The 25959-nt window shown below is 67.0% G+C and carries 27 protein-coding genes and 1 pseudogene; 15 read left to right on the forward strand and 13 right to left on the reverse strand.

The window, feature by feature from the left end; all coding sequences use genetic code 11:
- Positions 1-139 precede the first annotated feature (139 nt).
- Entirely contained in the window at positions 140-322 is a 183-nt protein-coding gene (locus tag MKK53_RS06540; protein WP_243927888.1) for a hypothetical protein, read from the reverse strand.
- A 1473-nt stretch (positions 323-1795) separates the two neighbouring features.
- Between MKK53_RS06540 and MKK53_RS25685 the strand changes: the two genes are divergently transcribed.
- The 4 genes from MKK53_RS25685 (at position 1796) to MKK53_RS06555 (ending at position 4000) form a co-directional block, all read left to right on the forward strand.
- Positions 1796-2383 (forward strand): helix-turn-helix domain-containing protein, encoded by a 588-nt coding sequence (locus MKK53_RS25685; protein WP_409564287.1) that lies wholly within the window; start codon positions 1796-1798, stop codon positions 2381-2383.
- Between the two features lie 530 nt (positions 2384-2913).
- On the forward strand, positions 2914-3102 hold the full coding sequence (locus MKK53_RS06545; protein ID WP_243927889.1) for a hypothetical protein: 189 nt from the start codon (positions 2914-2916) through the stop codon (positions 3100-3102).
- Complete coding sequence (locus MKK53_RS06550) at positions 3099-3557, forward strand: hypothetical protein (RefSeq protein WP_243927890.1); 459 nt, start codon at positions 3099-3101, stop codon at positions 3555-3557. The genes MKK53_RS06545 and MKK53_RS06550 overlap by 4 nt, the downstream gene beginning before the upstream one ends.
- On the forward strand, positions 3554-4000 hold the full coding sequence (locus MKK53_RS06555) for a hypothetical protein (RefSeq protein ID WP_243927891.1): 447 nt from the start codon (positions 3554-3556) through the stop codon (positions 3998-4000). Before MKK53_RS06550 ends, MKK53_RS06555 begins: the two co-directional genes overlap by 4 nt.
- A gap of 591 nt (positions 4001-4591) precedes the next feature.
- Here MKK53_RS06555 and MKK53_RS06560 read toward each other — a convergent pair.
- The 8 genes and pseudogenes from MKK53_RS06560 to MKK53_RS06595 all read right to left on the reverse strand — a co-directional run bounded on the left by MKK53_RS06560 (position 4592) and on the right by MKK53_RS06595 (position 9733).
- Positions 4592-6106, reverse strand: coding sequence for a sodium:solute symporter (locus MKK53_RS06560; RefSeq protein WP_243927892.1), 1515 nt, complete (start codon positions 6104-6106; stop codon positions 4592-4594).
- A complete protein-coding gene (locus tag MKK53_RS06565; protein WP_243927893.1) occupies positions 6103-6339 on the reverse strand; it encodes a hypothetical protein in 237 nt (78 codons plus the stop codon). Before MKK53_RS06565 ends, MKK53_RS06560 begins: the two co-directional genes overlap by 4 nt.
- A 24-nt stretch (positions 6340-6363) precedes the next feature.
- Positions 6364-6810 (reverse strand): SRPBCC domain-containing protein, encoded by a 447-nt coding sequence (locus tag MKK53_RS06570; protein WP_243927894.1) that lies wholly within the window; start codon positions 6808-6810, stop codon positions 6364-6366.
- Entirely contained in the window at positions 6797-7141 is a 345-nt protein-coding gene (locus MKK53_RS06575) for an ArsR/SmtB family transcription factor (RefSeq protein ID WP_243927895.1), read from the reverse strand. The genes MKK53_RS06570 and MKK53_RS06575 overlap by 14 nt, the downstream gene beginning before the upstream one ends.
- Before the next feature lie 205 nt (positions 7142-7346).
- A pseudogene (locus tag MKK53_RS06580) lies at positions 7347-7607 on the reverse strand (MFS transporter); the annotation flags it as partial.
- A gap of 6 nt (positions 7608-7613) precedes the next feature.
- The gene (locus MKK53_RS06585; RefSeq protein ID WP_243927896.1) at positions 7614-8909 is read right to left on the reverse strand and encodes an arsenic transporter; all 1296 of its coding nucleotides are present in this window, start codon (positions 8907-8909) and stop codon (positions 7614-7616) included.
- Between the two features lie 34 nt (positions 8910-8943).
- Positions 8944-9381, reverse strand: a complete 438-nt coding sequence (arsC, locus tag MKK53_RS06590; RefSeq protein WP_243927897.1) for an arsenate reductase (glutaredoxin) — start codon at positions 9379-9381, stop codon at positions 8944-8946.
- Positions 9374-9733 carry an ArsR/SmtB family transcription factor gene (locus tag MKK53_RS06595; RefSeq protein WP_243927898.1) on the reverse strand — a complete coding sequence of 120 codons (360 nt, stop codon included), beginning with the start codon at positions 9731-9733 and terminating at the stop codon, positions 9374-9376. Before MKK53_RS06595 ends, arsC begins: the two co-directional genes overlap by 8 nt.
- Before the next feature lie 50 nt (positions 9734-9783).
- Between MKK53_RS06595 and arsH the strand changes: the two genes are divergently transcribed.
- The 5 genes from arsH (at position 9784) to MKK53_RS06620 (ending at position 14860) form a co-directional block, all read left to right on the forward strand.
- Positions 9784-10530: an arsenical resistance protein ArsH gene (gene arsH / locus MKK53_RS06600; RefSeq protein WP_243927899.1), complete on the forward strand. Its 747-nt coding sequence runs from the start codon at positions 9784-9786 to the stop codon at positions 10528-10530.
- 371 nt (positions 10531-10901) lie between these two features.
- Positions 10902-11699: an ABC transporter transmembrane domain-containing protein gene (locus MKK53_RS25360; protein WP_313901533.1), complete on the forward strand. Its 798-nt coding sequence runs from the start codon at positions 10902-10904 to the stop codon at positions 11697-11699.
- A gap of 9 nt (positions 11700-11708) precedes the next feature.
- The gene (locus MKK53_RS06610; RefSeq protein WP_243927900.1) at positions 11709-11954 is read left to right on the forward strand and encodes a hypothetical protein; all 246 of its coding nucleotides are present in this window, start codon (positions 11709-11711) and stop codon (positions 11952-11954) included.
- Between the two features lie 852 nt (positions 11955-12806).
- The gene (locus MKK53_RS06615; RefSeq protein WP_243927901.1) at positions 12807-13172 is read left to right on the forward strand and encodes a hypothetical protein; all 366 of its coding nucleotides are present in this window, start codon (positions 12807-12809) and stop codon (positions 13170-13172) included.
- 17 nt (positions 13173-13189) lie between these two features.
- A complete protein-coding gene (locus MKK53_RS06620) occupies positions 13190-14860 on the forward strand; it encodes a hypothetical protein (RefSeq protein WP_243927902.1) in 1671 nt (556 codons plus the stop codon).
- On the opposite strand, the gene MKK53_RS06625 is transcribed toward MKK53_RS06620, so the two are convergent.
- Positions 14823-15407 carry a thermonuclease family protein gene (locus MKK53_RS06625; RefSeq protein ID WP_243927903.1) on the reverse strand — a complete coding sequence of 195 codons (585 nt, stop codon included), beginning with the start codon at positions 15405-15407 and terminating at the stop codon, positions 14823-14825. The two genes, MKK53_RS06620 and MKK53_RS06625, sit on opposite strands and share 38 nt — an antisense overlap.
- 121 nt (positions 15408-15528) lie before the next feature.
- On the opposite strand from MKK53_RS06625, the gene MKK53_RS06630 reads away from it, so the two are divergent.
- The 5 genes from MKK53_RS06630 (at position 15529) to MKK53_RS06650 (ending at position 20626) form a co-directional block, all read left to right on the forward strand.
- Positions 15529-15840: a PepSY domain-containing protein gene (locus MKK53_RS06630; RefSeq protein WP_243927904.1), complete on the forward strand. Its 312-nt coding sequence runs from the start codon at positions 15529-15531 to the stop codon at positions 15838-15840.
- Between the two features lie 21 nt (positions 15841-15861).
- Positions 15862-16542 (forward strand): response regulator transcription factor, encoded by a 681-nt coding sequence (locus MKK53_RS06635; protein ID WP_243927905.1) that lies wholly within the window; start codon positions 15862-15864, stop codon positions 16540-16542.
- On the forward strand, positions 16539-17870 hold the full coding sequence (locus MKK53_RS06640) for a sensor histidine kinase (RefSeq protein ID WP_243927906.1): 1332 nt from the start codon (positions 16539-16541) through the stop codon (positions 17868-17870). The genes MKK53_RS06635 and MKK53_RS06640 overlap by 4 nt, the downstream gene beginning before the upstream one ends.
- 164 nt (positions 17871-18034) lie before the next feature.
- Entirely contained in the window at positions 18035-19498 is a 1464-nt protein-coding gene (locus MKK53_RS06645) for a short-chain fatty acid transporter (protein WP_243927907.1), read from the forward strand.
- Between the two features lie 117 nt (positions 19499-19615).
- On the forward strand, positions 19616-20626 hold the full coding sequence (locus tag MKK53_RS06650; protein WP_243927908.1) for a DUF808 domain-containing protein: 1011 nt from the start codon (positions 19616-19618) through the stop codon (positions 20624-20626).
- Between the two features lie 6 nt (positions 20627-20632).
- Here MKK53_RS06650 and MKK53_RS06655 read toward each other — a convergent pair whose 3' ends face one another.
- The 3 genes from MKK53_RS06655 to MKK53_RS06665 all read right to left on the reverse strand — a co-directional run bounded on the left by MKK53_RS06655 (position 20633) and on the right by MKK53_RS06665 (position 23136).
- Positions 20633-21790 (reverse strand): nickel/cobalt efflux transporter, encoded by a 1158-nt coding sequence (locus MKK53_RS06655; RefSeq protein WP_243927909.1) that lies wholly within the window; start codon positions 21788-21790, stop codon positions 20633-20635.
- Positions 21791-21805: 15 nt separating this feature from the next.
- Positions 21806-22084, reverse strand: a complete 279-nt coding sequence (locus tag MKK53_RS06660; RefSeq protein ID WP_243927910.1) for a metal/formaldehyde-sensitive transcriptional repressor — start codon at positions 22082-22084, stop codon at positions 21806-21808.
- A gap of 272 nt (positions 22085-22356) precedes the next feature.
- Complete coding sequence (locus MKK53_RS06665) at positions 22357-23136, reverse strand: hypothetical protein (protein ID WP_243927911.1); 780 nt, start codon at positions 23134-23136, stop codon at positions 22357-22359.
- Between the two features lie 629 nt (positions 23137-23765).
- Here MKK53_RS06665 and MKK53_RS06670 point away from each other — a divergent pair.
- Complete coding sequence (locus tag MKK53_RS06670; protein WP_243927912.1) at positions 23766-25853, forward strand: catalase; 2088 nt, start codon at positions 23766-23768, stop codon at positions 25851-25853.
- Positions 25854-25959 lie beyond the last annotated feature (106 nt).

A 25959-nucleotide genomic window follows, 5' to 3' on the forward strand; every position in this document is an offset into this window, starting at 1 on the left:
AGGATCGCTCTGCAAGGAACGCGGCACGGGACGCACGTAGCAGCCGCCGCTTCGATCACCGGTAGCTGAACGACAGGCGAGCGCCGGCGCCCGAGGACGCCAGCACCAAGCCTCTTGGGGTCTCGCCTACCAGGGAAGCCTAGGCTGCCAGCGGCTCACGGGTGCGCAAGGCATCGAGGTCGAGCAGGTCAAGCAAGTGGTCGGCGGCCTCAGACGAGGCCATGGCACCGGCCTCGTCACCCACGGCAGTGCGCTGCTCAGCCAGGCGCAGTAGCAGCCCGGCCACGTCATCCAACTTCGTCAGTGCTTCGTGACCCAGCATCGGTGTGCATCCTTAAGCTACGGCATCCGTCGCCGTGTTGCAAGATGCATTTGCGCAACATCACAGTGAAAGCCAAGTATTTATGGACTTACAACTTGGCTTGCATGTCATTTGCATTCATGCAAGTTTTTTATCCCAAGCATAGGGGGTACCCCTGTCCGGGATGTGCTTGAAGCGTAGCTGCAAAAGACGCCCCTATTCTTTGACGCCCCCCCAATCCATTCTGGAACTTTCGATCCAGAAAAATTTCCACAAATCCAAAAAGGACCCGTATTTATGGACGCTGAACAACACCGAGTAATCAAGGCACTTCGTGAAAGCGGCACGCTACGGCGGAACGACATCAACTACCTGATCCGGCATGGCCGAAGTTACCGGGGCAGGCCGCTCCCAGATGGTACTGAGACCTTCCCTCCCAATGAGTGCATCACTGCATCGAGAACGCTATTCGGCAAGAACGGGTGGAGCATCATCCAAGGTTGGGCGATCCTCCCACCGTCAATCGCTGGCGAACTCATAATTCCAGTGTTTCACGCTTGGGTAACACCGGACGGGGAAACTGCCTTCGATGGTGTCTGGCCAGATGCAGAGAATGCGAGCTACTTCGGGCTTACGTTCGAGTACGATGGCCAGATCGAGTACATGTTGACCGATCAGCCGCCACCGAAGCTCGGCCATCCTCGGGTCGATCTGTTGCCCGGCAAGTTCGCGCGGAGCTTGGAGAGATCGCTCCGGCTCTTCTGAGCACCGCCGCTACATCACCGTTGCCACGACCTCGAAACCAAGTCGATCTGATGATGGGGCAGCTTCCGGGCCGTTCCCGTCCCATCAAGGATGACCGACTCTTGATATGATCAAGTTCATCGCCATATCGGTCCTAGAGAAGTGAAAGGGGAGTTTGATGGCTGGTGATACCAGTATGACATCATCGAAATGCCAAGGCGGCACATCGGCCGCATACCTGATCAGCCGCATCAAGCGGGACAGGCCAGACATCGCGAAGCGTATTGCGCTTGGCGAGTTCAAGTCGGTACGCATGGCAGCTATTGAAGCTGGCATCATCACGCCACCTACTGTGATCCAGCGTCTACAGACAATCTGGCGATCCGCTTCCGCAGAGGAACGGGCAGAGTTCTTGAAGCAAGTGTCGAGAGAAGCTGTCGGGGGTAGGGGCTGATACTTGCCGACCCGCATCTCGCCGGCACACCAAAGAGAGAAATTCGGGCAGTGAAATCCCTTTTTCCGTCGGAATAAGCCGGAAAGCTCAACAACATCAAAGACTTGAAGTGCCCGATTTTCCAGATCGGTAATAGGGGCAGACAGACAAAAGCCCGCCAGACCCCCCTGCCTTCCAAGCGATGGGTCGAACGGGCTTTCACCGAAAGAATGTGAGTGACACATAACACAGCTTTGGCCGTAGCACAAGCGGCGCATCCTAAAATGTTTGACAAGCAAATGTGGCTTGAGTCGATCATGGCACGGAAGGACATCAGTTCCTCCGCAAAGGTTCTGGCTTTCCGTCTAGCCGCACACCACAACCAGAACACCGGACGGTGCAATCCGTCACTGCCGACACTGGCCAGAGGGACCGGCAAACCCCGAAGCGTGGTCTACACGAACCTTGTCGCCCTGCGGGAAGCCGGTCTAATTGATTGGACCACCGGCAACAGCAGCACAAGCAACAGCTACGTCCTCAAAGACGTGGAGATCCACGATCCCAAGGCGAAGCCGACATCTCCGGTCCCGGAACGCGGCAAGGGTCCGAAGCTCCGGCTTGTCCCGAAAGACGATCCTCCGGCACCCGAGACCGTCCGGTCTACCGGACTACCCCCGTCCGGCCAGCCGGACTACCCCCCGTCCGGTCTACCGGACCCTAACACTCCAATCTTAACTTCCGAAGGAACTCTCTCTCCCTCTACTCCCTCAGAAGATACCGCCTCTCCCCTCAGCCCTGAAGGGCGCCGGGGCGAGACGGATGACACACACACAAGCCAGCGAGAGACGAAGGTCGAGCGGCAGAGCAAGCTCCGAGCGACAGCATGGCCGGATGACCTTGGGTGAACCAAGCCAATCGCTGAGATGGCAGAGGATCACTACCGAGGCTTCAGCCGGGGAGAACTCAAAGAAACGTTCGGCAAGTTCAGAGACCACGCACAGAGCAAAGGGCTGAAGTACGCCGATTGGCACAAGGCGTGGATGGACTACTTCAAGGGTGCCATCAGGATACGGAACGAGAGCCGGAAGCCGAGCAAGTCAGGATCGGCAATCTGATCAGGTGGGCGAGATGATGGGGGCTCACACAAGAGCCTTCATCATCGAAGGCCAGATAAGACCGAAAGTCGGAAGGCCTCAGTTCCGTCCACGGCCAAGCTCACAACTTGGGTATTTTGACCCGTTGCTGGCCCAAAGCTGACCCACTCTTGACAAATCCGTTCAAAAGTGCTATCGGAATGGCACACTGCAATTCATCCCTTCCGCAGCAACTTCCTCACAACTGACCTGCCGGACACCATTCCGGCCTGAACGTCCCCAGCACCGCCGGGGGCGTGTTTCTGCATGGACGTTCCATGCCTTTCCCTGGAGAAAACATCATGACCACGACCCCGCGCCAGCGCGGCGCCCGCCTACACATCGAGCTTGACGAAGAACTCACCGCCGCACTCGATGCCGACCGGAAGCACGTTCGTCTGAAGCGGAAAGACTTCATCCGTTGGGTGCTTTCACGCCAGCTTCTCGGAACGCACGCTCTCGGCACTCTTGCAATCCAGAACGGCCGATGAGCATCAGCTTTACCGCAGAGATCGTCGCCAGTGCCAGGGATCGCGGCATCAGCCTCACTCCTGAGGACGTAGACTCGATCAATGAGAACCTTGGCGTGGTGATCGGCATCGAGGACGGCCAGATCAAGATCACGTCCGGTCCCTTCCTCGACCTCAGCGAGGCCGTGGAGGCCATGTCCAAGGGCTACGGGGCACCCATCGAGCAGCCGACAGCATCGTCCAAGCCGGATGGCCTGGAGCTTCCGGCCAACGCCAACGCGACACGGCGAGCGGTCGCGATGAACGCCGCGATCCGTTCGGGCAGGGACACGGCAAAGCAGTCTCAGGCCGAGACCCTTGTCGCGACCTACGGCAATCCGTGGCGCACCGGGAACGCGACACACCGCGCCTACGTGACGAACACCCACCCCCAGTTGGCCAGCCGTCTGAAGGCTGAAGCCGGAGACAAAGCATGACAGCCCCCGTCGCACTTATGGGCCTCGAACTTGGAAAAGCCCGGCTCCGCGAAGCCGCCGCGAAAGCCAAGGCTGAAAAATGGAAGGTCTCGCCGGAGGCCCGCGCGCGGCGTGTCGCTATTCTGGAAGCACGGGACGCCATGTACGAAGAGGCCGAAGCCGAAGCCAAGGCACGGCAGGAAGCCAATCCAACCGCTTTGGAAGCGGTTCTCAAGCGCGGTACGCTCGACGAGATGGCCGAGATTTCCCGATCAATCGGCCGGATGGACCCCCGCAAGATCCAGGAGGTTGCCGACGAGATTTTCCGGGCCAAATCGCGGTCGCAGGCATACACTCCCGACGACGAGACACCCCTACCAGCCGCCTCCGCCGTAGACCTCTCCGAGATTGCCGTAGGAGCCGGCGCGCCTATTACGGCATCATCCGGTCGTCCAAGGCGCTGAACGCCGCCTGTGAGTCCCTGTGGCGATCTGAAGGGCTATTTGAGCGGCCAATCATTCCACCCACGCGGGAGATGCAATCGCAAGGTGGACGTTTACCCTCTGGGGTGTATTCTGGGGGGTCGGCTTTCATAGGAAATGAAAGCCCTGCAAAATCAATGCGTTATCTCAGAGGTTGCTCGGACCCCCTCTCCGCCAAGCGCCCTTCCAAAGGGCCTGATCTTCCAGAAGTCGTTGCACCGCAAGACTTTCTTGGTCCGCCTGTTGTACGCGCGGGTGGTGCACAGGGCCTCTCCCGATACCCCGACCCGTCAAGCATCGGTCCGGCGACTGCTTGCGCAGGCGCGGGCCGGCCGACCTGATGAAGCTCGTCAGCAAGACCGAGGAGAAGGTCTCGCTTCGGAGGCATCCTCGCCCGGGACCTGAACGTCCGCGGCGATACCGACGGGGCTTGGCCGCGCGCAGAGGCGTTTCTCGTCCTGCAGATCCGGGACGCGGTCGTGACGCCGCCCTGAGAGGTTGGCTCCGGCCAATCGGGGCGGTCATTCGGCCGCTGTCGGGGGGGGCGTGCCGACGCGCGTGGTCGGGTCCGCGTCAAGCCAGAGCCGCCCGGGGTCGAGGGTCGATCCCCGCCTGTATTCCCTTCCTGGCCTGCACGATGTCGAACAATTCCTCGATCCGCCGCCGTTCGTCGGTCGAATGCGGGAGGAGGTAGGCGCAGCTGACGTAGAGGAGGAGGTTGACGACCAAGCCGAAGCAGCCTGACGTCAGGCCGTAGCCGAAGGGCAGATGGCCGCCATAGGCGAACTCCAGCCCGACGGCGGTGACGAAGCCCAGGATCATGCCGGCAAAGGCACCCTGCCGGTTCCCGCGCTTCCAGAAGATGCCGAGGAACTGCGGCACCGCGAGCTGGATGATACCCTGGTAGAACAGCACCGCCAGGGAAAACAGCGCCGGCAGCGTCAGCGTGGCGAGCCAGGAGGCGAGCAGGGTCAGGATCAGCATGCCCACCTTGGCGATGACGATCATCCGCTTCTGGTCGAGTTGGACGTAATTGCCGACGAGGTCGTTGGCGAGCTGCGCGCCGTAGGCCTGGATGTTGCCGTCCGTGTGCCCCATCGAGGCGGCGAGCAACACCACGCCGGCCAGGCCCAGCAGCACGAGGCCGCCGGCCTGCTGCGAGACGATGAACCAGACGTCGTCGGGCTTGGCCACCGCCTCCGGCACCTTGGAGGCGAGCATGCCGAAGATCAGCAGCACCACGCCGAAGAGGAAGGTCAACGGCACGGCGAGGGCGGCCGACTTCTTCAGGCTGTGGACGCCATCGGCCGTGAACAGACGCACGAAGATGTAGGGCCAGCACCAGCCACCGAGCGCGCCGGTGAACATCAGAGCGAACAAGTAGAGCGGGCCTTCCTTGGATCCGAAGCTCGGGATCGCGAACATCTGCGGGTCGAGCGTGGAGAGGGTGCTGCCCCGGGCGACCATCAGCCAGACGATGAGGCCGACGAGCATCAGGCCACCACCGAGATAGGCGACGATCCCCTGCAGGTAATCGGAGATGACGCCGCCGCGCATGCCCATCCGCACCGTCCACACCTGGCGGAGCGCGATGACGAGCACGCCGACCACGACCGAGGTCGAGAACGAGAATGCGCCGAGCGACATCGCCTGGAACAGGTTGCCGAGGGCCTGCATGCCGAGCACCAGCCAGGGCAGGCCCGAGACGAGGCCGATCAGCGCCGCGACCGTGCGGATGTGGCGTGAGCCGTAGCGCAGCGCGAACAGGTCTCCCTGGGTCCGCAGGTCGTAGGCCTTCCCCCAGATCCAGACCGGCCGGGCGAGCACGAACAGCAGCACCACGGTCAGCAGCGAGTAGGACAGGACGTAGAACGACATCACCCCGGCCGTGACCGAGAGCGCCCCGAACGCCGTGAACATCGAGCCGGGATACCATGTGTTGAGGAACGACATGGCTTGGTAGCGGGCGCCGAAGGCGCGGCCGCCCACGGCATAGTCGGTGAAGGACTGGTCGACGGCGCGGTTGCGCTGGAGCACTGAGACCACGGCGGCGAAGAACAGGGCGAGCAGACCGAAGGTGATGATCATGCCGCGCTCCCCTCGTCGGCCGAGTCGAGCCAAGAGGCGGCGATCAGGCTCGCGGTGATGCAGAGGTTGACGGCCAGGAAGTAAAACAATGCAGCCGGGATCCCGGCGATCGGGGTCGTGCGGCCGTCGGCGGCCCAGTAGAGCGGCGGGGCCAGCGCCACGATCGCGTCGAGCGCAAACCACAGTTTGACGATCCCGCGCCTGAGGGGCGCAGGTGAGTTTCGTGTCAGCATGGCGTTTCCTCGTTTTTTTGTCGTTCAGTGCAGGACGCGATCGAGCTTGTCGAAGCAGCTCGGCCAATCCCCCTGGTAGGCGTCGCGGACGTCGTCGCGGGCGATCCGCCGATGGGTCAGGCGCATCTCGCTGGTGCCGTCGTCGCGCGGGGTGAAGTCGATCTGCAGCACCGTTTCCTCGCCCGGCAGCAGGGCGAGGGGGCCGTCGTAGATCCAGGTCTGGACGATGCGACGCCCCGGTTCGAGCTCCCGATAGCACCCGCTGATCCGGTGTTGCGTGCCGTCGGGCCCCCGCGTCTGCAACCGGAAGTGACCGCCGACCCGCAGATCGGTCTCGGCCCGCTCGACCACGTTCGGCCCCGGCGCGAGCCAACGCTGGACCATGACCGGGTCGGTCCAAGCCCGATAGAGCGTCTCGCAGGTCGCCCGGAACGTGCGGACAAGGATGACGGCGGGCTCAGTCTCGGTCATCGTCGTCCCCGGCATTCAGGAGATCCTCCAAGGCATCGAAGCGCGCGTCCCAGAACTCGGTGTAGGCCCGCAACCAGGAGAACGCCTGCACGAGGGGCTGACGCTCGAGCGAGCAGCGATGCACCCGCCCGTCGATCGCCCTGCGGAGAAGGCCCGCCTGCTCGAGCACGCGGACGTGCTTGGAGGCCGCAGCCAGCGACATCGCGTGCGGGGCGGCCAGCTCGGAGACCGTGCGCTCACCGGAGGCGAGCTGATGCACCATCGCCCGGCGGGTCGGGTCCGCGAGGGCATGGAACACGCCGTCCAGGGCTGCGGGCTGATGCTCAACCATTTGGTTGATAGTTGCAGGTCAGATGGGGGATCGCAAGGGGGCAGGACACGATCGGAGGGTTCGACGACGACGGTGTCGGCTCACCTCCGCGCGCTGCCCGAAGGCAGACCGCCGCAGAGTCACCCCGAGCAGCCCTACCGCAGGGGCGTCAGCAGATGCACGGACAAGAGTGACATGATCGCGCCACCGAGGATCAGCACCCCAGGCCCGTCGCAAGCGGTAGCGCCGCCGACGCCAGCACCGGGCGCCCGCCGTGGCGGTGGATCGCTGCGCCAACGTGCGGCGTGGCGAACGCGGCGACCAGGAGGCCGAGGGACAGGCCGCCGACCACCCAGGACAACGGCCAGCCGGTGCTTTCGGCCACCGGACCGGCGAGCAGCGCCGGCAGGTAGAACGAGGAGCCCCAGGCCAGGATTTCGACCACGCCGAGGGCAGAGATCACCGGCCAGCGCCGGGCCTCGGACACGGAGTTCTACCGCGTGCCGAGCAGCGGCAGCCAGGCCGCCAGCGCCAATAGCGTGACCAGCAGCACGGGCGGGGTGATGACCAGGCCGACCTTCATGTACTGGCCCCAGGTGATCCTCTGGCCCTTGCTGTCGAGGACGTGCAGCCAGAGCAGCGTGGCGAGGCTGCCGATCGGCGTGAACTTCGGCCCGAGGTCGCAGCCGATCACGTTGGCGTAGATCATGAGCTCGCGGGTCAGCGGCGACAGGTCCGGGGCCTGCTGGATCGAGAGCGCCCCGATCAGCACGCTCGGCATGTTGTTCATCACGGACGACAGGATCGCCGCGGCGAAGCCGGTGCCGACGGTGGCGACCCACGGGCCATGCTTGGCGAGCCACACCAGCCCCTTCGCCAGCTCGTCGGTCAGGCCGGCGTTCCGGAGGCCGTAGACCACGAGATACATGCCGAGGCTGAACAGCACGATCTGCCAGGGGGCGCCGGTCAGCACCTTGCGGATCGGGATGATCCCGCCCCGGTTGGCGAGCAGCAGAAGCACGGCCGCGCCGCCACAGGTGACGGCCGACACCGGCACGCCGAAGGGTGCGGTGACGAAGTAGGCGAGCAGCAGCACGCCCAGCAGCGGGACGGCCGCCCGGAACACGCGCGGGTCGCGGATCGCCTCGGCCGGGCGTTCGAGCGCATCCCCCTTGTAGGCCGCCGGTACGTCGCACCGGACATAGGCCCACAGCACCACGAGCGTCGCCGCAAGCGATACCAGGTCCACCGGCACCATCACGGCCGCGTACCGGCCGAAGGTCACGTCGAAGAAGGTGGCGGAGACGATGTTGACCAGGTTGGAGATCACGAGCGGCAGGGAGGTCGAGTCCGCCACGAACCCGCAGGCGACGATGAAGGCGAGTGCCGCCGCCGGCTTGAAGTCGAGCCGCAGCAGGATCGCCAGCACGATCGGGGTCAGCAGCAGGGCCGCGCCGTCATTGGCGAACACGGCCGCGATGGCCGCGCCGAGGAGCACGACCAGGGGGAACAGCCGCCGGCCTTCCCCGCCGCCCCACCGGGCGATGTGCAGGGCCGCCCAATGGAAGAACCCGGCCTCGTCCAGCAGCAGCGAGATGACGATGAGCGCCACGAAGGTGAAGGTGGCGTCCCAGACGATATGCCAGACCACCGGGATGTCGCCGGGATGGATCACGCCCGTGGCGAGGGCGATGCCCGCCCCGGCCAGGGCGCTCCACCCGATCCCGAGGCCCTTGGGCTGCCAGATGACGAACACGAGGGTGACGAGGAAGATGGCGAGGGCGAGCATCCGGGCGTTTTCGTCTTATGGCGTGGCGTGAGGCTCAGGCGGTGGCGACGCGGCGGCCGTGCTCGTCCACGACACGCGCGCCATCGTCCTTGACGAACTCGCCCTGCTGCCGCGGCAGGAGGTCCAGCACGGTTTCGGATGGACGGCACAGGCGCACGCCCTTGGGCGTCACCACGAGCGGGCGGTTGAGGAGGATCGGGTGCGCCGCGATGGCATCGAGCCGCTGCGCGTCGGTCAGTGCCGGATCGCCGAGGTTCAGCGCGGCGAACGGGGTGCCTTTCTCCCGCAGCACGTCGCGGACGCTCAGGCCCGCGCGGGCGAGGAGCTGCACCAACAACGTCCGGCTGGGCGGGGTTTTGACGTACTCGATCACGTGCGGCTCGATGCCGGCATTGCGGATCATCGCCAGGGTGTTGCGGGACGTGCCGCATTCGGGGTTGTGGTAGATCACGACATCGAACGGCTCAGGCACGGGCGGTCTCTCCGGTCGGGGGGCAGCAGGCGGTGAGCGCGGCCATGGCGGGGGTGCAGACTTCCGGGTGGCCCTGGCAGCAGTCGCGCATCAGGAAGGCGACCAGTGCGGACAGGGCGGGATAGGCGGCGCTGTAGATGATCGAGCGGCCCTCGCGCCGTGAGGCGACCAGCCCGGCGTGGCTCAGTTCCTTGAGGTGATGGGACACGGTGGCGGCGGAGACGCCGACCGCTTCGGCCAACACGCCCGAGGCCATGCCAGCCGGCCCGGCTGTCACGAGCGCCCGCACCAGGCGCAGGCGGTGTTCCTGCGCGAGGGCCGCGAACGCGGCGAGGGCTTGCGGTTCATCCATTCTCGTTACAATCTTCAAATGACATTTTGAATGTAAGAGAAAGCCGATCCTTGGACAAGTCCGCACAGCCCTTCACCGATGGTCTGCCGAACCTGAGCCCGGCGCACTTCGTGGTGCCGACCCGCGAAAGCGGGCAGGCAGCGGCGCCCTTCACCCACGCACCCCGGTTCCTGATCCTCTACGGCTCCCTGCGCGAACGCTCGTTCAGCCGCTTCCTCGCCTTCGAGGCCGCCCGGCTTCTGGAGGCGATGGGCGGCGCGGTGCGGATCTACGACGCCCACGGCCTGCCTCTGCCCGACGACACGACCGCCGATCACCCGAAGGTGCAGGAGCTGCGCGACCTCTCGATCTGGTCCGAGGGCCAAGTGTGGGTGTCGCCCGAGCGGCACGGCACCCTGACGGGCGTGATGAAAAGCCAGATCGACTGGCTGCCCCTCTCCGAGGGCAGCGTGCGGCCCACCCAGGGGCGCACCCTGGCCGTCATGCAGGTGTCGGGGGGCTCGCAGAGCTTCAACGCCGTGAACGCCCTGCGCATCCTCGGCCGCTGGATGCGGATGATCACCATCCCGAACCAGTCGTCCGTGCCGATGGCCTACAAGGAGTTCGACGACGCCGGCCGCATGAGGCCGGGGCCGCTCTACGAGCGCGTCGTGGACGTATGCGAGGAATTGATGAAGTTCACGCTGCTGACCCGCGAGCGTGCCGACTACTTGGTGGACCGCTACAGCGAGCGGAAGGAACGTGAGCCCGAGCGCTTAGCGGGCGTGGCGGCCGACGTGGGCTTTGTGAAGCGCTAGATCGTTTTCGATTTAATTTGGCTCATATTCTGCTGCAGCGAAGAAATCGGCGCATTCGTCGGGTGTGACGGCATCGACGAGGCGTCCGATCTGTCGGTGAGGTCTTGCGCGGGGAGGAGGCCCCACCGGGTGCCGAGCCCGACCGTCAGATTGTGCTCGGCCCGAAGCCGAGCCCGCATCGCCCGGTGCGGATGGCTCCGTAGGGGCTTGCGCGCCTGCGATGCAGGTAAGGTGGCTTCCGGGCGCGCCGGCCCGACGGCGGTTTCTTCGTCATCGGGCGCCGCTCCGGCGATGGCGTGTTCGTGGGTGAGGACGGGGGCGGCCCGACGCACTGGACGCTCGAGCAACTCGCGCGGAACTGGACGGGCGAGGTGCTGTTCGCCTTGCGCCGCGACCGATCCGGTGCAAGCGCCGTCACGTTCGGCCTCGCGTGGTTTCTCCCGGCGGTCCGGCGGTTCCGCAAGGTCCTCGCCGAAGTCCTGGTCGTTTCGGTCTTCATCCAGCTCTTGGCGCTCGTAGCGCCGTTGTTCACGCAGGTAGTGATCGACAAGGTCCTCGTGCATCGCGGATTGACGACCCTTCAGGTGCTCGTCGTCGGGCTGCTCGCGGTCAACCTCGCCGATGAGGCCTTGAATTGGCTGGGGACCTACGTCTTCGCGCACACCACGAGCCGCATGGACGCGATCCTCGGCGCGCAGCTGTTCCGCCACCTCGTCGCGCTGCCGATCGGGTTCACCGCAGTGCATCTGGTCGCTCTTCCACCTGTTCGATCGGTAACGGCCTCCGTGGCCACTTATGCAATCACGAACAAAAGTGCTGTGTGGTCTTGGGGTATCAGTCGAATAAATGGGGTCAGCCGCGGCAGTAAAAAATCATATTATTTGCCGAATCTGTCAAATATTTTAGACATTACGACATCGGTATTTGCCACATATGCATTAAACGCGGAACGTAATTTACACGTACTTGGCAATGATGAATTCCTCTGCCTTGGATATGACGGCAGATGCTTTGCCGAAGAACCACGAAGACAGCCGCTTATCAGCAGCGTAGATGCAGTTTCCGTCACAATATCCAGCTTTGCGGTCATCAAGAACGGCGAAGTTCTCGCGTACGGCGACCCTGGTGTTGGGTTCAATCGTCCTCGAATACTCGAGCTCGGACGTTAGGAGCCTATCATGTCAGATAAGAACGTCATTGATGTGGCCGTTGCGGCACGGATGGCGACGGCGACTGCAACAGATCTAGCCTATCCAGAAAAAGTTACGCTAGAGCTAGACTGGCTGCTGGTGGATGGGCGGCATGAGCCGATCCGCCCGGGGATGCGGGTGTCGGCGGAGATCCGGATCGGCGAGCGGCGGGTGCTGGAGTATTTGCTCTCGCCCGTCGTTCAGGCTGTACAGGAAGCCGGGAGGGAGAGGTGACTTCTGAGAAAGTCGACATAAACGTCAATAAAACGCCCGGCGCTCGCGCAGATAATTTCAATAATTCTCTTTCCACTAAAAATCTCGCCGTCACATCTGCTATCATAGCATGTAATTTGGCGCTGTCATTGCTTTCAGGTAATATATATCCTGTACATATAAGTTGGATTATTGCTTTTTATGTTAATGTTGGATTATCGTTGATAATCATATTGTATTTTACATCCAAACTGATGATCTATGCGTCCCGCAAAAGATTAGGCCGAAAGATAGATATCATTCGCCTTGCTACTGCGTGTGTATCGATTGTAATAAGTACGCAAGACTCGAAAATTGGCGTGTCGAGTGATTTGTAGTTTTTCTTATATAGTCACAATATTGTGCCTACTTGTAGCTTAAATGAATGTAAGTACGTATCAGAATTAATTAACAAAACGGATGAAGTATGCGGTAGTGATATGTGTACTGTGATACTGAAATACAATATTTTTGACGAGTGTGAATATCGGCTCTCTACAATAAGCAAAAGGCTTACAGCATCAGAATTCAAGCTTCTTCTGAAAAATTTTATGGAAAATAACGTTACAATAATCAGAGCAAATCGCAAAATTGTTCAAACGCGCGCCTGCAAAGCTTAGATTGAAGGAAATTATGTCTAATAATGCGATTTCTTTGTAAAAGATATTCAAGGCGACTTTGTGCCCGCCACATTACTGCAGGATTCAAAAGTTAATTTTGTTATCAACCCAACTCGAGTATATCCTACTCTGATAACGCCGGGTGTATAACGTTGACATCTTCGCCGCAGCAGGATATGAACCAGATTAAACCGAAATCGCTCTAGAAGGCCGGGTGCTCGGCTCGACCGCCGTCGGAGCCCTCCGAGCTCAGATTGCGGGCAGCCTCGCCACGTTGGGCAACTTCCGCGCTTCCCTGGCGGCCATCAACCTCAACGGCCTGACCAACCTCGACTCCGGCCTGGACGACGCGCTCTGTTCGCTCGGCGCCGCAGGCACCAACGCCATCCCGCCCGAGGACATGTCCCATCCCGTCGGCGATCCGGTCAGCGGCGGGCTCGCCGCCGTGCTGAACGGAGAGCTCACCCAAGCCCTCAGCCTCAAAGGCACCGCCGGCGCTCTGGTCGGCACCCTCGGCACGACCATCACCGGCCAGCTCATTCACAACGCCGGCAGCATGGCCCTCCCAATTCCGGGGTGATCAAACAGGGGGCGTCCTTGCTCACCGCCGGGTTCGACTTCAGCAAGGGTGGTGTCTTCGATTCGCTCAGCGGCTCCGTCGGCGCCGTCCTCGGCTCGTCCCTCGTCTCCGCCAACGGGATCGCCGGTTCGATTGCCGGCAGCGTCGGCAGCTATGCCGGCGGTGCTATCGGCACTGCGCTGATCCCGATTCCCATCGTCGGCTCGTTCATCGGCGACGTGATCGGCACCTTGATCGGCAATCTGTTCGGTTCCTCCTGTCCCCCCACGGCCACCGTGGTCCTCGGCAATGCCGGCGGCAACCATCTCGGCGTCGTCGCCGAGAATACGGCGCACGGCGGCAATTCCAGCGTGTTCAACCCGCTGGCCGGCACCATTTCCGGCGCGACCGATGCCGTGCTGGCTGCTGCCACGGGCAGGTTGGCCGGCTTCGGCGGCACCGGTAACCTTACGATTTCTTCGCGCGGATCCGACCAGCATGTCGTCCTCGCCGACGGCGGCGTCGACTTCCTGACCCGGGACGCCGGCACCTGGAGCAAGGCCGCGGGCGATGCCGTGCTCTCGCTCGCCCGTACTGCCGACATCGGCGGCGGCGATCCGATCATGCTCGCCGACCTCGGCGCGGCGAGTCATCAGGATTCCAGTATCGATGCGGTGGCCGGCGACCTGCAGATTGCGAAGGACTACAAGACCTACCTCGCCAACACCGAGATCATCAACCTGCTGCTCGCCACCAATCCAAACAGCAGCTCCGCCATCGGATGGCAGAACACCCTCCTGCGCGCCCAGGAACTCGGCCTCAACCAGATCGGCAGTGGGGACGGATGGTCGGCGAGCCTCGTCACCGATGGCGGCGTCGACCCCCATACCGGAGAAGCCTACGCGTCCCCCGAGACGATCCTCGACAATAATGGCGTGATCACCGAGGACGCCTACTTCCACGCCGACGGCACCCAGACCGACTATCAGTATTATCGCCACCAGACCGTCACGCTGTCCGGGGTGACGATCAAGGTCGTCAACGGCGCGACGTACACGGTCCTGGGCAGCGGCAACACCATCTCCGGCGGCCACGACGTCAACCTGACCGTGGCCGGGGACCAGAACGGCGTGTCCATCACGGGCGCGCACGCCACCGTCTCCGCCTGTGGCCGCGGCAGCGGAATCGGCATCAGTGGCGGCACCGTGAACGTCGCCGCCGGAAGCTCCGCCGCGATCACCGGCGAGGGCGATGCGGTGCATGCCGAGACAGGTCGGAGGCAATTCGGCCGTCACCGTCAACGGATGGTGGAACGGCAGCTCGGCCTGCGACGGCGCGCACGTGACGGTCAACGGCTCAGGCGACACCGGGGCGTGGTCGACGCTGACCGTCAACGGCAACTCGAACTCCAGCGGGGCTGGCTACAACGCCCGGATGGGGATCAACGGCGGCTGGAACTCGACCGGGACCGCCGATCACACCCGTGTGGGGATCGGAGGCACCGGCAACACGTCGTCGGTGGGGAACGGCTCGGCCGTGACCTTGGCCGGCTCGAACGAGGGGATGGCCTCGACCGGATCGGGATCGACGCGCAAGGGCGCGAAGGCCCGCCCCTCGATCCGCCGTCGGCGCCCGACCCCACCGGGGGCGTGCGCCGACCGTGGCGGTGTCCTACCGCGCGGCCTGTCGCCAGCCGGCCGGATCGGTGAACACGCCGCCCCACAGGCCGAGGCGACGCCCCCAGGCGCGGTCGCCCGCCGCGCGATACGCCGACGGAGCCTCGCGCGCCGGCACGGCATAGCCCTGGGCGACCATCCATTCGCCGAGATCCGTGCCGCCGGCCAGGCAGGTCGCGGTGGCCGTCCGGCCGTCTTCCCGGCCGGACGGCGTGCACGTCACGGCCTCCGCGCCGATCCGTGCCGCCAGGGCGGCCTGGATGCGGTGACCGCAGGCATAGGGCACCTCCCGGGCATCCGAGCACGTCGCGTCCGCCGCCGGTGCGACGATCCCGGACAGGGCCACCGGGACGCCGTCGATGGCCAGGGTCGCGCCGTCGATGATCCTCGCGCGTCCGGTGAGCCGTTCGGCGGCCCCCGCCGGGTGGCTGGTGATGACCGCGAGGGCCGCCAGCGCGACGGCCAGGGCGAGGCCGGGCAGGCCGTCCCGGTCGATGGGGCGGCCGGCGGCGGGGGGGCACAACACCGTGCCGGCGACCGCGGCGATGCCGGTGAGAACGAGGCCGAGGAGGAGGGACATGAGGGCGGCGCAGCTCCGTTGACGAAATGTCTGTGCGGCCTTCTGCCCATCGCGGAACCCGCGACCCTGACGGCGCGTGTCAGCCTCCTGTCAGGTTCTCTGGCCGACACTGTCCCTCACCATGCCGACCCGCCGCCGCCTCCTCCTCGCCGCCTGCCTGTTCCCCGTCCTGGCCCGGGCCCCGTCCGCGCGCGCCGACGAGGAGGCCGACCGCGCCCGCCGCGCCCTCGAGCGGGGCGACATCCGCCCCCTCGATGAGGTGCTGCGCGCCGCCAGCGCGGCCGTGCCCGGCGATGTCGTCTCCGTCGATCTCAAGCACGACGACGGGCGCTGGCGGTACAAGCTGCGGATCCTCGGGCCGGACGGCAAACGGCGCAGCGTGAAGATCGACGCCCGGACGCTCCGCCGCCTCGACGAGGACGACGATGACTGATCTCGCAGGGGGGCGCGTTCGGTGCGGGTGCTAGTGGTCGAGGACGAGCCGCGCATCGCCGCGGACGTGCGGGAGGGCCTGGAGCGGGCCGGCTACGCCGTCGATGGGGTCTCCGACGGTGAGACGGCGTGGTTCCGCGCCGGGACCGAGACCTACGACGCGATGATCCTCGACCTCGGCCTGCCGCGCCTCGACGGCCTCGGCGTGCTCCGCCGGCTGCGCGGGTCCGGGGCGGCGGTGCCGGTGCTGATCCTGACCGCCCGCGACGGATGGCGCGAGCGCGTCGAGGGCATCGATGCGGGGGCGGACGACTACCTCGTGAAGCCCTTCCGGATGGAGGAGCTGATCGCGCGCCTGCGGGCGATCCTGCGCCGCACGGCGGGCCACGCCTCGCCCGTGCTGCGCGCCGCCGGCGTGGAGCTCGACACGCGCACCCGGGCGGTGAGCGTGGCCGGCCGCGAGGTCGACCTGACCGCCCTGGAATACCGGCTCATCGCCTTCCTGCTCCACCACCAGGGTCAGGTGGTCCCCGCGGGCGATCTCCTCGATCATCTGCACGGGACCGGCAGCGACCGGGAGGCCAACGCCCTGGAGGCCCTGCTGACGCGGTTGCGGCGCAAGCTCGGGCCGGGGGTGGTGGAGACCCGGCGCGGCCAGGGCTACCTCGTCCCCACGGACCCGCCGGGGGCGGCGGACCGGTGAGGGCCGGCTCCCTGCTCCTGCGGCTCGGGCTGGCCGCCGCCGCGCTCATCGCCCTCGCGCTCCTGCTGGCGGGCTTCGGCCTGACGGTCATCTTCGACCGTGTGCTGGACGCGCGCACCGCCGACGAGCTCGACCGCACGGCCAAGCTCCTCGCCGGGCGGGTCGGCTTGGCGCCGGACGGCGCCCCGACCCTGTCGCGGGAGCCGCCCGACCCCCGGTTCGCGACGCCCTATGGCGGCCTTTACTGGCAGATCGAGGGGTCCGGCGGACGGGTCCTCCGCTCCCGGTCCCTGTGGGACAAGCGGCTCGACGGGACGGGCGGGGACGGGCCGGCCGTCGCCGACCTGACGGGGCCGGATGGCGGCCGGCTCCTCGCCCTGTCGCGCCCGGTCGAGATCGGCGGCACCGGAACGCGGCTGCAGGTCACCGTCGCCGAGGACCGGCGCGAGCTCGCCGGGAGCCGCACCACCTTCCTGCGCCTCCTCGCCCCGTCGCTGGCGGCGCTGTTCGCCGTCCTCACCGTGGCGATGGGCCTCTTCGTCCACCGGGCCCTGGCGCCGTTCCGCGCCCTGCGGGGCGATCTCGCCGCGGTCCATGCCGGAACCCGGCGGCGGCTGCCCGACGGTTTCCCCGACGAGGTGCGCCCCCTCGTGTCCGATCTCAACCGGCTTCTCGATGCGCAGGAGCAGGCGCTGGCGCGGGCGCAGGCCAGCGCGGCGGATATGGCGCACGGCCTGAAGACGCCCCTCGCCGTCCTGGATGCCCTCGCGCGGCAGCACGCCGCCGCGGCGCCGGCCCTCGCCCACGAGATCGCCGAGCAGACCGGGGCGATGGGCGGGCAGGTGGAGCGGGCCCTGGCCCGCGCCCGCCTGTCGGGGCCGGGCGACCTGCGCCAGCGGCGCTGCACCCTGGCGCCGGTCGTGGCGCGGCTGATCGCGACCATGCGACGGCTGCCTGACGGCGAGTCGCTCCGCTGGGATGTGGCGGTGCCGGACGCGCTCACCTACCCGGGGGATGAGGGCGAGGTGATGGAGGTGCTTGGCAACCTGCTCGACAACGCCCGGAAGTGGGCGCACCGGCGCGTGCGCGTCACCGGGGCGACGGACGGTTCGGCCGGCCGCCTGATCGTGAGCGACGACGGCCCCGGCATGGACGAGGCGGCCCTGGCCGGCCTGGGCCGCGGCGTGCGCTGGGACGAGAGCCGCCCCGGCACCGGCTTCGGCCTCTCGATCGCCCGGGAGGTGGCCGAAACCGCCGGGGCACGGCTCGCCTTCGCGAGGACGCCCGACGGCGGATTGACGGTCGAGGTGTCCTGGCCGGTGGAGTGACCCGAGATCCGGCCGGGGGCCGCGGCGCGCCCCCGCGGGCGGGCGCCCCCGTTCACGATCCCGCCACGCTGTCACGGTGTTGATCGGGGCGGTCCCTTGAGGGTCGTCGCCTGCGCGCCATCCTGCTTCCCCCGGCCGTGAAGAGCCGGCCTCGGAGGAAGTCCATGGCAGCCGATCCGGCCCCGTCCCCGCATGTCCAGGCCGCCGGTTCCGGCACGGTGCCCCCGGCGGGGACCCTGGAGCGGCTCGGCATCCGCTTCACCCACTGGGCCGAGCGCTGGTTTCCGGACGCCTTCATCTTCGTCGCCATCGCCGTGGTCATCGTCGCCCTCGGCGCCCTGGCCAACGGCGCGCCGGCGGCGTCCGTCGCCAAGAGCTTCGGGGACGGCTTCTGGAGCCTGATTCCCTTCACCATGCAGATGGCCTTCGTCACCATCGGCGGCTACGTCGTCGCGGTCTCGCCGCCGGTGCGGGCGCTGATTGAGCGGCTGGCCCAGGTGCCCCGGACCGGTCGCGGGGCGGTGGGCTTCGTGGCGGGCGCGACCATGGTCTCGTCCTTCGTCAGCTGGGGCCTCAGCCTGATCTTCGGCGGCCTGCTGGTCCGCGCCCTGGCGCGACGAACGGATCTGCGGATGGATTACCGGGCCGCGGGGGCGGCGGCCTATCTCGGGCTCGGAGCCACCTGGGCCCTCGGCCTCAGCTCCTCGGCGGCGCAGCTCCAGGCCAACCCCGCGAGCCTGACGAAGAACCTCCTGGCGATCTCGGGCGTGATCCCCTTCAGCGAGACCATCTTCCTGTGGCAGTCGATGCTGATCGCCGCCATCCTGTTCGTGGTCTCGGTGGCGATCGCCTACGCCTCGGCGCCCCGTCGGGAGACGGCCGTCACCGCCGAGGCGATGGGGGTCGATGTCGCCCGCGAGGAGACCCGCCTCGCGCGCCCGCGACAGCCCGGCGAGTGGCTGGAGCATTCGCCGCTCCTCACGATCCTGCTCGTGCTGATCGCCGGGGGCTGGATCGTCCAGGAATTCGCCCGCCAGTCCTGGATCGTCGCGATCTCGAACCTCAACACGTACAACCTGCTGTTCATCACCCTCGGCCTGTTGCTGCACTGGCGGCCGAAGCGCTTCCTCGTGGCGGTGGCCAAGTCGGTGCCGGCCACCGCCGGCATCCTGATCCAGTACCCGCTCTACGCGGCGATCAGCGGCATGCTGACCGGCCCCAAGAACGCCGCCGGGGCCTCGGCCTCGGACGTCATCACCCACGCCTTCGTCAACCTGAACACCACCGGCAGCTTTCCGCTGACCATGGGCGTGTACTCGGCGATCCTCGGTTTCTTCGTCCCCTCGGGCGGCGGCAAGTGGCTTCTGGAGGCGCCCTACGTGCTCCAGGCCGCCAACGAGCTGAAGGTCCACCTCGGCTGGGCGGTGATGATCTACAACGCCGCCGAGGCGTTGCCGAACCTCATCAATCCGTTCTGGATGCTGCCCCTCGTCGGCATCCTCGGCCTGAAGGCGCGGGACATCGTCGGCTTCAGTTTCCTGCAGCTCATCGTGCACCTGCCGCTGGTGCTGTTCCTGCTCTGGGCGCTGGCCTTCACCCTGACCTACCATCCCCCGATCATGCCCTGACGCGCTCACCCTCCTGCCGATCCGGGCGCGAGGCAGGCCGATTTTCAAGCTTGGCGGATCAAATCGGTTCGAGGATCGTCTGTCAGGCAGGTTCATCGCGAACGAGGGGTAAGACGAGTGAGCGTCGGATTGATCGCCCTGCTGGACGACGTGGCGTTCATGGTCAGGACGGCGGCGGCGTCCCTCGACGATGTGGCGGGCCAGGCGGCCAGGGCCGGCACGAAGGCGGCCGGCGTCGTCATCGACGATGCCGCCGTCACGCCGCGCTACGTCGTCGGGTTCGCGGCCGAGCGCGAACTCCCGATCGTCGGCAAGATCGCCCTCGGGTCGTTGCGCAACAAGCTCCTGTTCCTGCTGCCCGGCGCCCTCGCGCTCAGCGCCTTCGCGCCCTGGGCGATCACGCCGCTCCTGATGCTGGGCGGGGCGTACCTCGGCTACGAAGGGACCGAGAAGGTCTACGAGGCCCTCTTCCCTCACCAAGCCCACGGGGACGGGGGCGCGCACGGGGACGGGCAGGATCGTCAGGGGGACGGGGGGAGCGACCGGGCCCAGGAAGACCGCCGCGTCGCCAGCGCCATCAAGACCGACTTCATCCTCTCGGCCGAGATCATGGCCATCACCCTCGCCGCCCTGCCGGAGGGCGGCTTCTGGATGCGGGCGGCCGTGCTCGCCATCGTCGCCATCGGCATCACCGCGGGCGTCTACGGCGTGGTCGCGCTGATCGTGAAGGCCGACGATGCCGGCCTCGCCCTCGCCAGGAGCACGGCGGGGCCGCCGTTCGGGGGCGTCGTGCGCGGGGTCGGCCGGGCCGTGGTCAAGGGCATGCCGATCCTGCTCAGGATCCTCGCCGTCGTCGGGACGGCGGCGATGATCTGGGTCGGCGGCGGCATCGTGATGCACGGGTTGGAGACCTATGGCATCGCGGCGCCGGCCCACGCCGCCCACGCCGCCGCGGAGGGCGCGGGCTCACTCCTTCCGTTCGCCCGGCAGGTCGTCGAGTGGCTGGTGACGGCGATGGCGTCGGGCCTGATCGGGTTGATCGTCGGCGGTCTGCTGATCCCGCTGACGCGCGTCGTCCTGGCGCCGGCATGGCAATCCCTGGCGCGCCTCCGGCATCGCCCCGCCTGAACCCCGTCACCGGCCGCCGGGCGCCGGGATGGAGGCCCCCGGCGAGGGGCCCTGGGCCGTGTGTGCGACGCCGCCCGCCCCGTGCTGGATGCCCTGCCAGCCGAGCCAGCCGGTGTAGAGCCCAACGAGCACGATCAGCCCCGCCGAGGCGTAGGGGGCCCGCCGGGCGAGGCGGCCGAACCCGGACCAGCGGCCCGCGAGGTGCCGGACGCTCAGCGAAGCGATGACGCCGGCCGACACCATGGTGAGCGCCAGCCCGATGCTGAAGCACACCACCAGCACGAACCCCAGGCTGAGCTGCTTGAGCTGAATGCAGAGCAGGAGCACCGTGATCGCCGCCGGGCATGGGATCAGTCCACCGGTGAGGCCGAACATCACGATCTGCCCGGTCGTCACCTGCCGTCCGGAAAAGCGCCGCCGGATGTCCGCGGCATGCGCCTGGGCGTGGGCGTCGTCCCCGTCGCCCGGATCCAAGGGGTCGTGCTCGTGGTGGTGGTCGTGCTCCGCGAACGCGATCTCGTGGATCTCCGTGCCCGCCGAGCCGGCGAGGTTCAGCCGTGCAATGAAGGCGTGCGGCTCGGGGATCTCGTCCGTGCTCTCCAGCCGATCGCCCCGGCGGACGAAGTGAAACCTCTGCCGCGTGCCATCCGGCCGCTCGGTTTCCAGGCCGATGCGCTCGGGCTTCGGCAGCACCCCCCGCTCCCGGCTGAGGCGCCAGCGGGGCGGCACGCCGTCCTCGAACACCTCCAGCGTGAACACGCCGTCACGGGTGGTGACGCGCCGGTCCGCATCGTGGTGGTGGTGATGGTGCCCGTGGTGTCGCTCGCGCCACGTCCGCACGAGCATCCAGAGGGCGATGCCGACGATGATGACGGCCGAGGCGAGCTGGAAGTACGGCTCGCTGGTCTCGCCCCCCCATTCCCGGCCGAGATACTGGCCGCCGAGGGCGATCACCCACACGACCGCCGTGTGCGAGAGGGTCGCCGACAGCCCCAGCAGCACGGCCTGCGTGACCGTGCCCCGCACCGCCACGATGAACGCCGCCATCATCGTCTTCGAGTGACCGGGTTCGAGCCCGTGGAGGGCCCCCAGCAGGATCGCGGTCGGCACGAACAGCCAAGCGTGCGCGGTCCCCTGCTGGAGTAGGTCGGTGAGCGGCGTCATGGGGCAGACCCCTCGTCATTTGAGGTAGGTGCGAACCACCTCGATCAGCTCGGCCGCGCCGCGGGCGCGGTCCGCATCGGGCTCGGTGGCCGGGTTCACGACATGATGGCGGATGTGGTCCTCCATCAGTTCGGCGGTCAGACCGTTGATGGCCCCACGCATCGAGGCGACGAGCATCAGCACGTCCGTGCAGCCGAGTTCGGCCTCCAGAGCGCGTTCGACCGCCTCCGCCTGACCTTTGATCCGGCGCACCCGGGCGAGCAGCTTCGCCTTGTCCTTGACCGTGTGGCCCATCAGCCGTCTCTCCGGTGCCTAGTATAGGGGGGTACCCTATTTTTGTCGAGCGCGACGTCATTCGCGACGGCAGGGTCCTATCACGAAGCAGGGGGCGCCCGGGGCCGGGCCACGCATGGGCGGGGGGAGGGGCGCGTTCACCGGCGCCGGCGACGGTCGTCGCCACAGACAGCCGCGGGCGGATCCCGGCGCGGTCCGCAGCCCCGCGAGCGACGCCCCGGCCCACGCTGAGGGGCCGGGCGCGTGGCGGGGCCGGCCTGCTGCTGGGTGTCCTACGCGCTCGACGGCACCCGGCGCGCGACGGCCCGGCCGGGGCCCTTGGTCCGCGAGGCCTCGTGGGCCCTGGCCCGCTTCAGCGGCGCCCGCGGGCCGGCCGCCGTGACGAGTTCCGTCACGATGCCGGCGGCGCGCAGCTGCCCGGGGCTGGGGATCCAGATGTCGGCCGGTGCAACGGTCATGATCCGGGCGACGAAGGCCCGGGGCACGCCCGCGGCCCGGTACGCCGCCCGCTCGGGCGCCGGGTCCACCGAAAGCATCCGCCCGTCCGGCGCCTCCTCGTAGGGGGCATGGAAACCGAGCTGGCCGCCGGCGGCCAGGAACCGCCGACGGCCGTGGACGAAGATGAGGGTGCAGGCGGAGATGCAGGCGTCGGACACGGAGGTGGAAAGGCGCCGGGCCGTCACGAGCCGGGCGATCGCGGATGCCTCGTCCACCAAGCCGCCGTCGCTGGAGAGATGGATCCGCGCGACCCGCGGATGCGCCTTCAGCATGGCCGCGACCCTGGCCGCGGTGCCTTCGGTGAGGTCCCCCTCCAGGAACAGGTCCCGGCCGCCGGCTCCGAGCGTCACGCGGAACGGGACCTCTCCCTCCGCCGTGGCCGGCGTCTCGGGCGCCGCCGCGGGGCCGGGGGCCGGGGAGACGGCGGTGCGCACCGGGGGCTCGGCCCTCACGAAAGCCTTGCCGTCGGTCGGGTGCGGGGTGCCGATCGCCAGCCCGAAGGCGAGGGCCACCGGCACGGCCGGGCGAGCCCGGCCGGGATACGGGAACGGCATGGCGCGGTGTTCCCTCAGCGGAGGCCGGACTGGGTTGCGGCGGCCGGCCGGCCCACGGGCCGCCGTCGGTGGCGCCCGCGAGGGCGGCACTTGCGCAGGACGGGGAGGGGCGGAGGGTGCGGGGAAGGGGAGGCGCCCGGCGTCCCGGCGCGGCCAGGCGGCGGAACCGCGATCCCCTCGGCGCTCAGGTCGGTGACTGTCTCATGCGCGGGCATGGGGGCCTATCTCGTGTTCGCGATGTCTCGAATGCGTCGTCTCCAGTGTCTTGGGTGCGTTGTGGCGACACGAATGCCTGGAAGAATCATCGGTCAGCACGGTCATCGCCTATCCATCCCGTCATGGACTCGCCGATCCACAGATCGACGATGTAAATGTACGGGGGGGTGGCGGAAAAGTGCTGCCAAATTTCCCGCGGCGTGGGTTGAAGTTCGTTTCCGCCCGGGGCGAAACGAAGGAGATGCAGGTTCCCCACCGGCCGTGGCGCCGGGCGGTGGCGGCGGCCGACGACGCCCGAACGGGGCCGGTCCGGCCCATCGCGGCGGGGGAGCCCGCGCGTCGAATTGTTTGTGACCGCCCCTGCAACTTGGCCTTACGCCAGCCGTTGAACGCCTCAGACAACGAGGACTCGCATGACCAATCACACCCCGCCGAACGCCGTCAGCGGTGGCGAAACGCATCAGGTCGCTGACGACGATCACCCGGTCCTGACCACGAACCACGGCACACCGATCAGCGATAACCAGAACCAGCTGAAAGCCGGTGCCCGCGGCCCCGTCCTGCTCGAGGACGAGGTGTACCGGGAGAAGATCAACCACTTCGACCACGAGCGCATCCCGGAACGCATCGTCCACGCGCGCGGCTCCGCGGCGCATGGCTATTTCGAGTGCACGGAGAGCCTCGCCGACATCACCATCGCCGACCTGTTCCAGAAGAAGGGCCAGCGCACCGACGTGTTCGTGCGCTTCTCGACGGTCGCGGGCGGCGCCGGGTCGATCGACACGCCGCGCGATGTGCGCGGGTTCGCGGTCAAGTTCTACACCCGCCAGGGCAATTGGGATCTCGTCGGCAACAACATCCCCGTGTTCTTCATCCAGGACGCCATCAAGTTCCCGGACCTGATCCACGCCGCGAAGATGGAGGCCGACCGCGGCTATCCGCAGGCGGCCACGGCGCACGACACCTTCTGGGATTTCATCAGCCTCATGCCCGAATCCACCCACATGATCATGTGGGCGATGTCGGACCGGACGCTGCCGCGGACCTTCGCCAACATGGAAGGGTTCGGCGTCCACACGTTCCGGTTCATCGGCAAGGACGGCAAGAGCACCTTCGTCAAGTTCCACTGGAAGCCGAAGGCCGGGCTGGCCTCGACCATCTGGGACGAGACGGTGAAGATCGCTGGGGCGGACCCGGATTTCCAGCGCCGCGACCTGTTCGAGCGGATCGAGCGCGGCGACTACCCGGAGTGGCAGCTCGGCGTGCAGCTCTTCGATGAGGAGTTCGCCAACAGCCAGCCCTACGACGTGCTCGACGCGACCAAGATCATCCCCGAGGAGGTGCTCCCCGTCCGGATCGTCGGCAAGATGGTCCTTGATCGCTACCCCGACAACTACTTCGCCGAGACGGAGCAGGCCGCGTTCGTGCCGAGCCACGTCGTGCCGGGCATCGGCTTCTCGAACGATCCGCTGCTTCAGGGCCGGTTGTTCAGCTACACCGACACGCAGCTCTCGCGCCTCGGCTCGGTGAACTTCCACCAGCTCCCGATCAACTCGGCCAAGGGGCGGGCGGACGCGGTGGGCTGCCCCTTCATGAACCAGCAGCGGGACGGCCACATGCAGATGGCCGTGCCGAAGGGGCGCGCCAACTACGAGCCGAACAGCCTCGTCAAGGCGGGCGAGGTCGGGGGCGCCCGCGAGGACGCATCGGGCGGGTACCGGACGTTCCCGTCGGAGGAGCAAGGCCAGAAGCTGCGCGTCCGGCCGGACAGCTTCGCCGACCACTACAGCCAGGCGCGCCTGTTCTTCCGCTCCATGGACCCGGCCGAGCAGGCGCACATCGCCTCCGCCCTCGTGTTCGAACTCAGCAAGGTCTCGCTGGAGCACGTGCAGACGACGATGCTGGCGAACCTGCGCAACGTGGACGAGGACCTCGCCCGGCGCGTGGCGGACGGTCTGGCCATGGACCTGCCCGAGGCGTCGCGCACGGCGGCCCCCGTCCTCGACATGAAGCCCTCGCCCGCCCTGCGCATCATCCGGGGCCCCCTGGAGAAGCACACCCTGGAGGGCCGCGTGGTCGGCATCCTCATCGCCGACGGCACGGATGCCGGGGACCTCAAGGCGCTCAAGGCCGCGGTCAAGGCGGCGGGTGGCCACCCGATGACGATCGCACCCAAGATCGGCGCCGTGCCCCTGTCGGACGGATCGACGGTGAAGGCGGACAAGCAGCTGTTCGGTCAGCCGTCGGTGACGGTCGATGCCTGCGCGGTGATCCTCTCCGAGAAGGCGACGGCCAAGCTCCTCAAGGAGGGTGCCGCCGTCCAGTGGGTGATGGATGCGTTCGGCCACCTCAAGGCGATCGGTGCGAACACCGCCGCCAAGCCGTTGCTGGACAAGGCGGGCGTGGAGCCGGACGAGGGCGTGACCGATCTCGCCGGCTTCGTCGAGGCGGCCAAGAAGCGCTACTGGGACCGCGAGGCCAAGGTGCGCACGCTGGCCTGACCGCCAGGACACGGCACGAAGGCCCCGCACCGGTATTCCGGGGGGGCGCACGGGGCCGGGCGAGGGGGCATCCCTCGCCCGGCCCTTTTATCGTCGGCGGGCTGGG

Source organism: Methylobacterium sp. J-076, from assembly GCF_022829405.1.
In the GTDB taxonomy this organism is placed as follows: Bacteria; Pseudomonadota; Alphaproteobacteria; order Rhizobiales; family Beijerinckiaceae; genus Methylobacterium.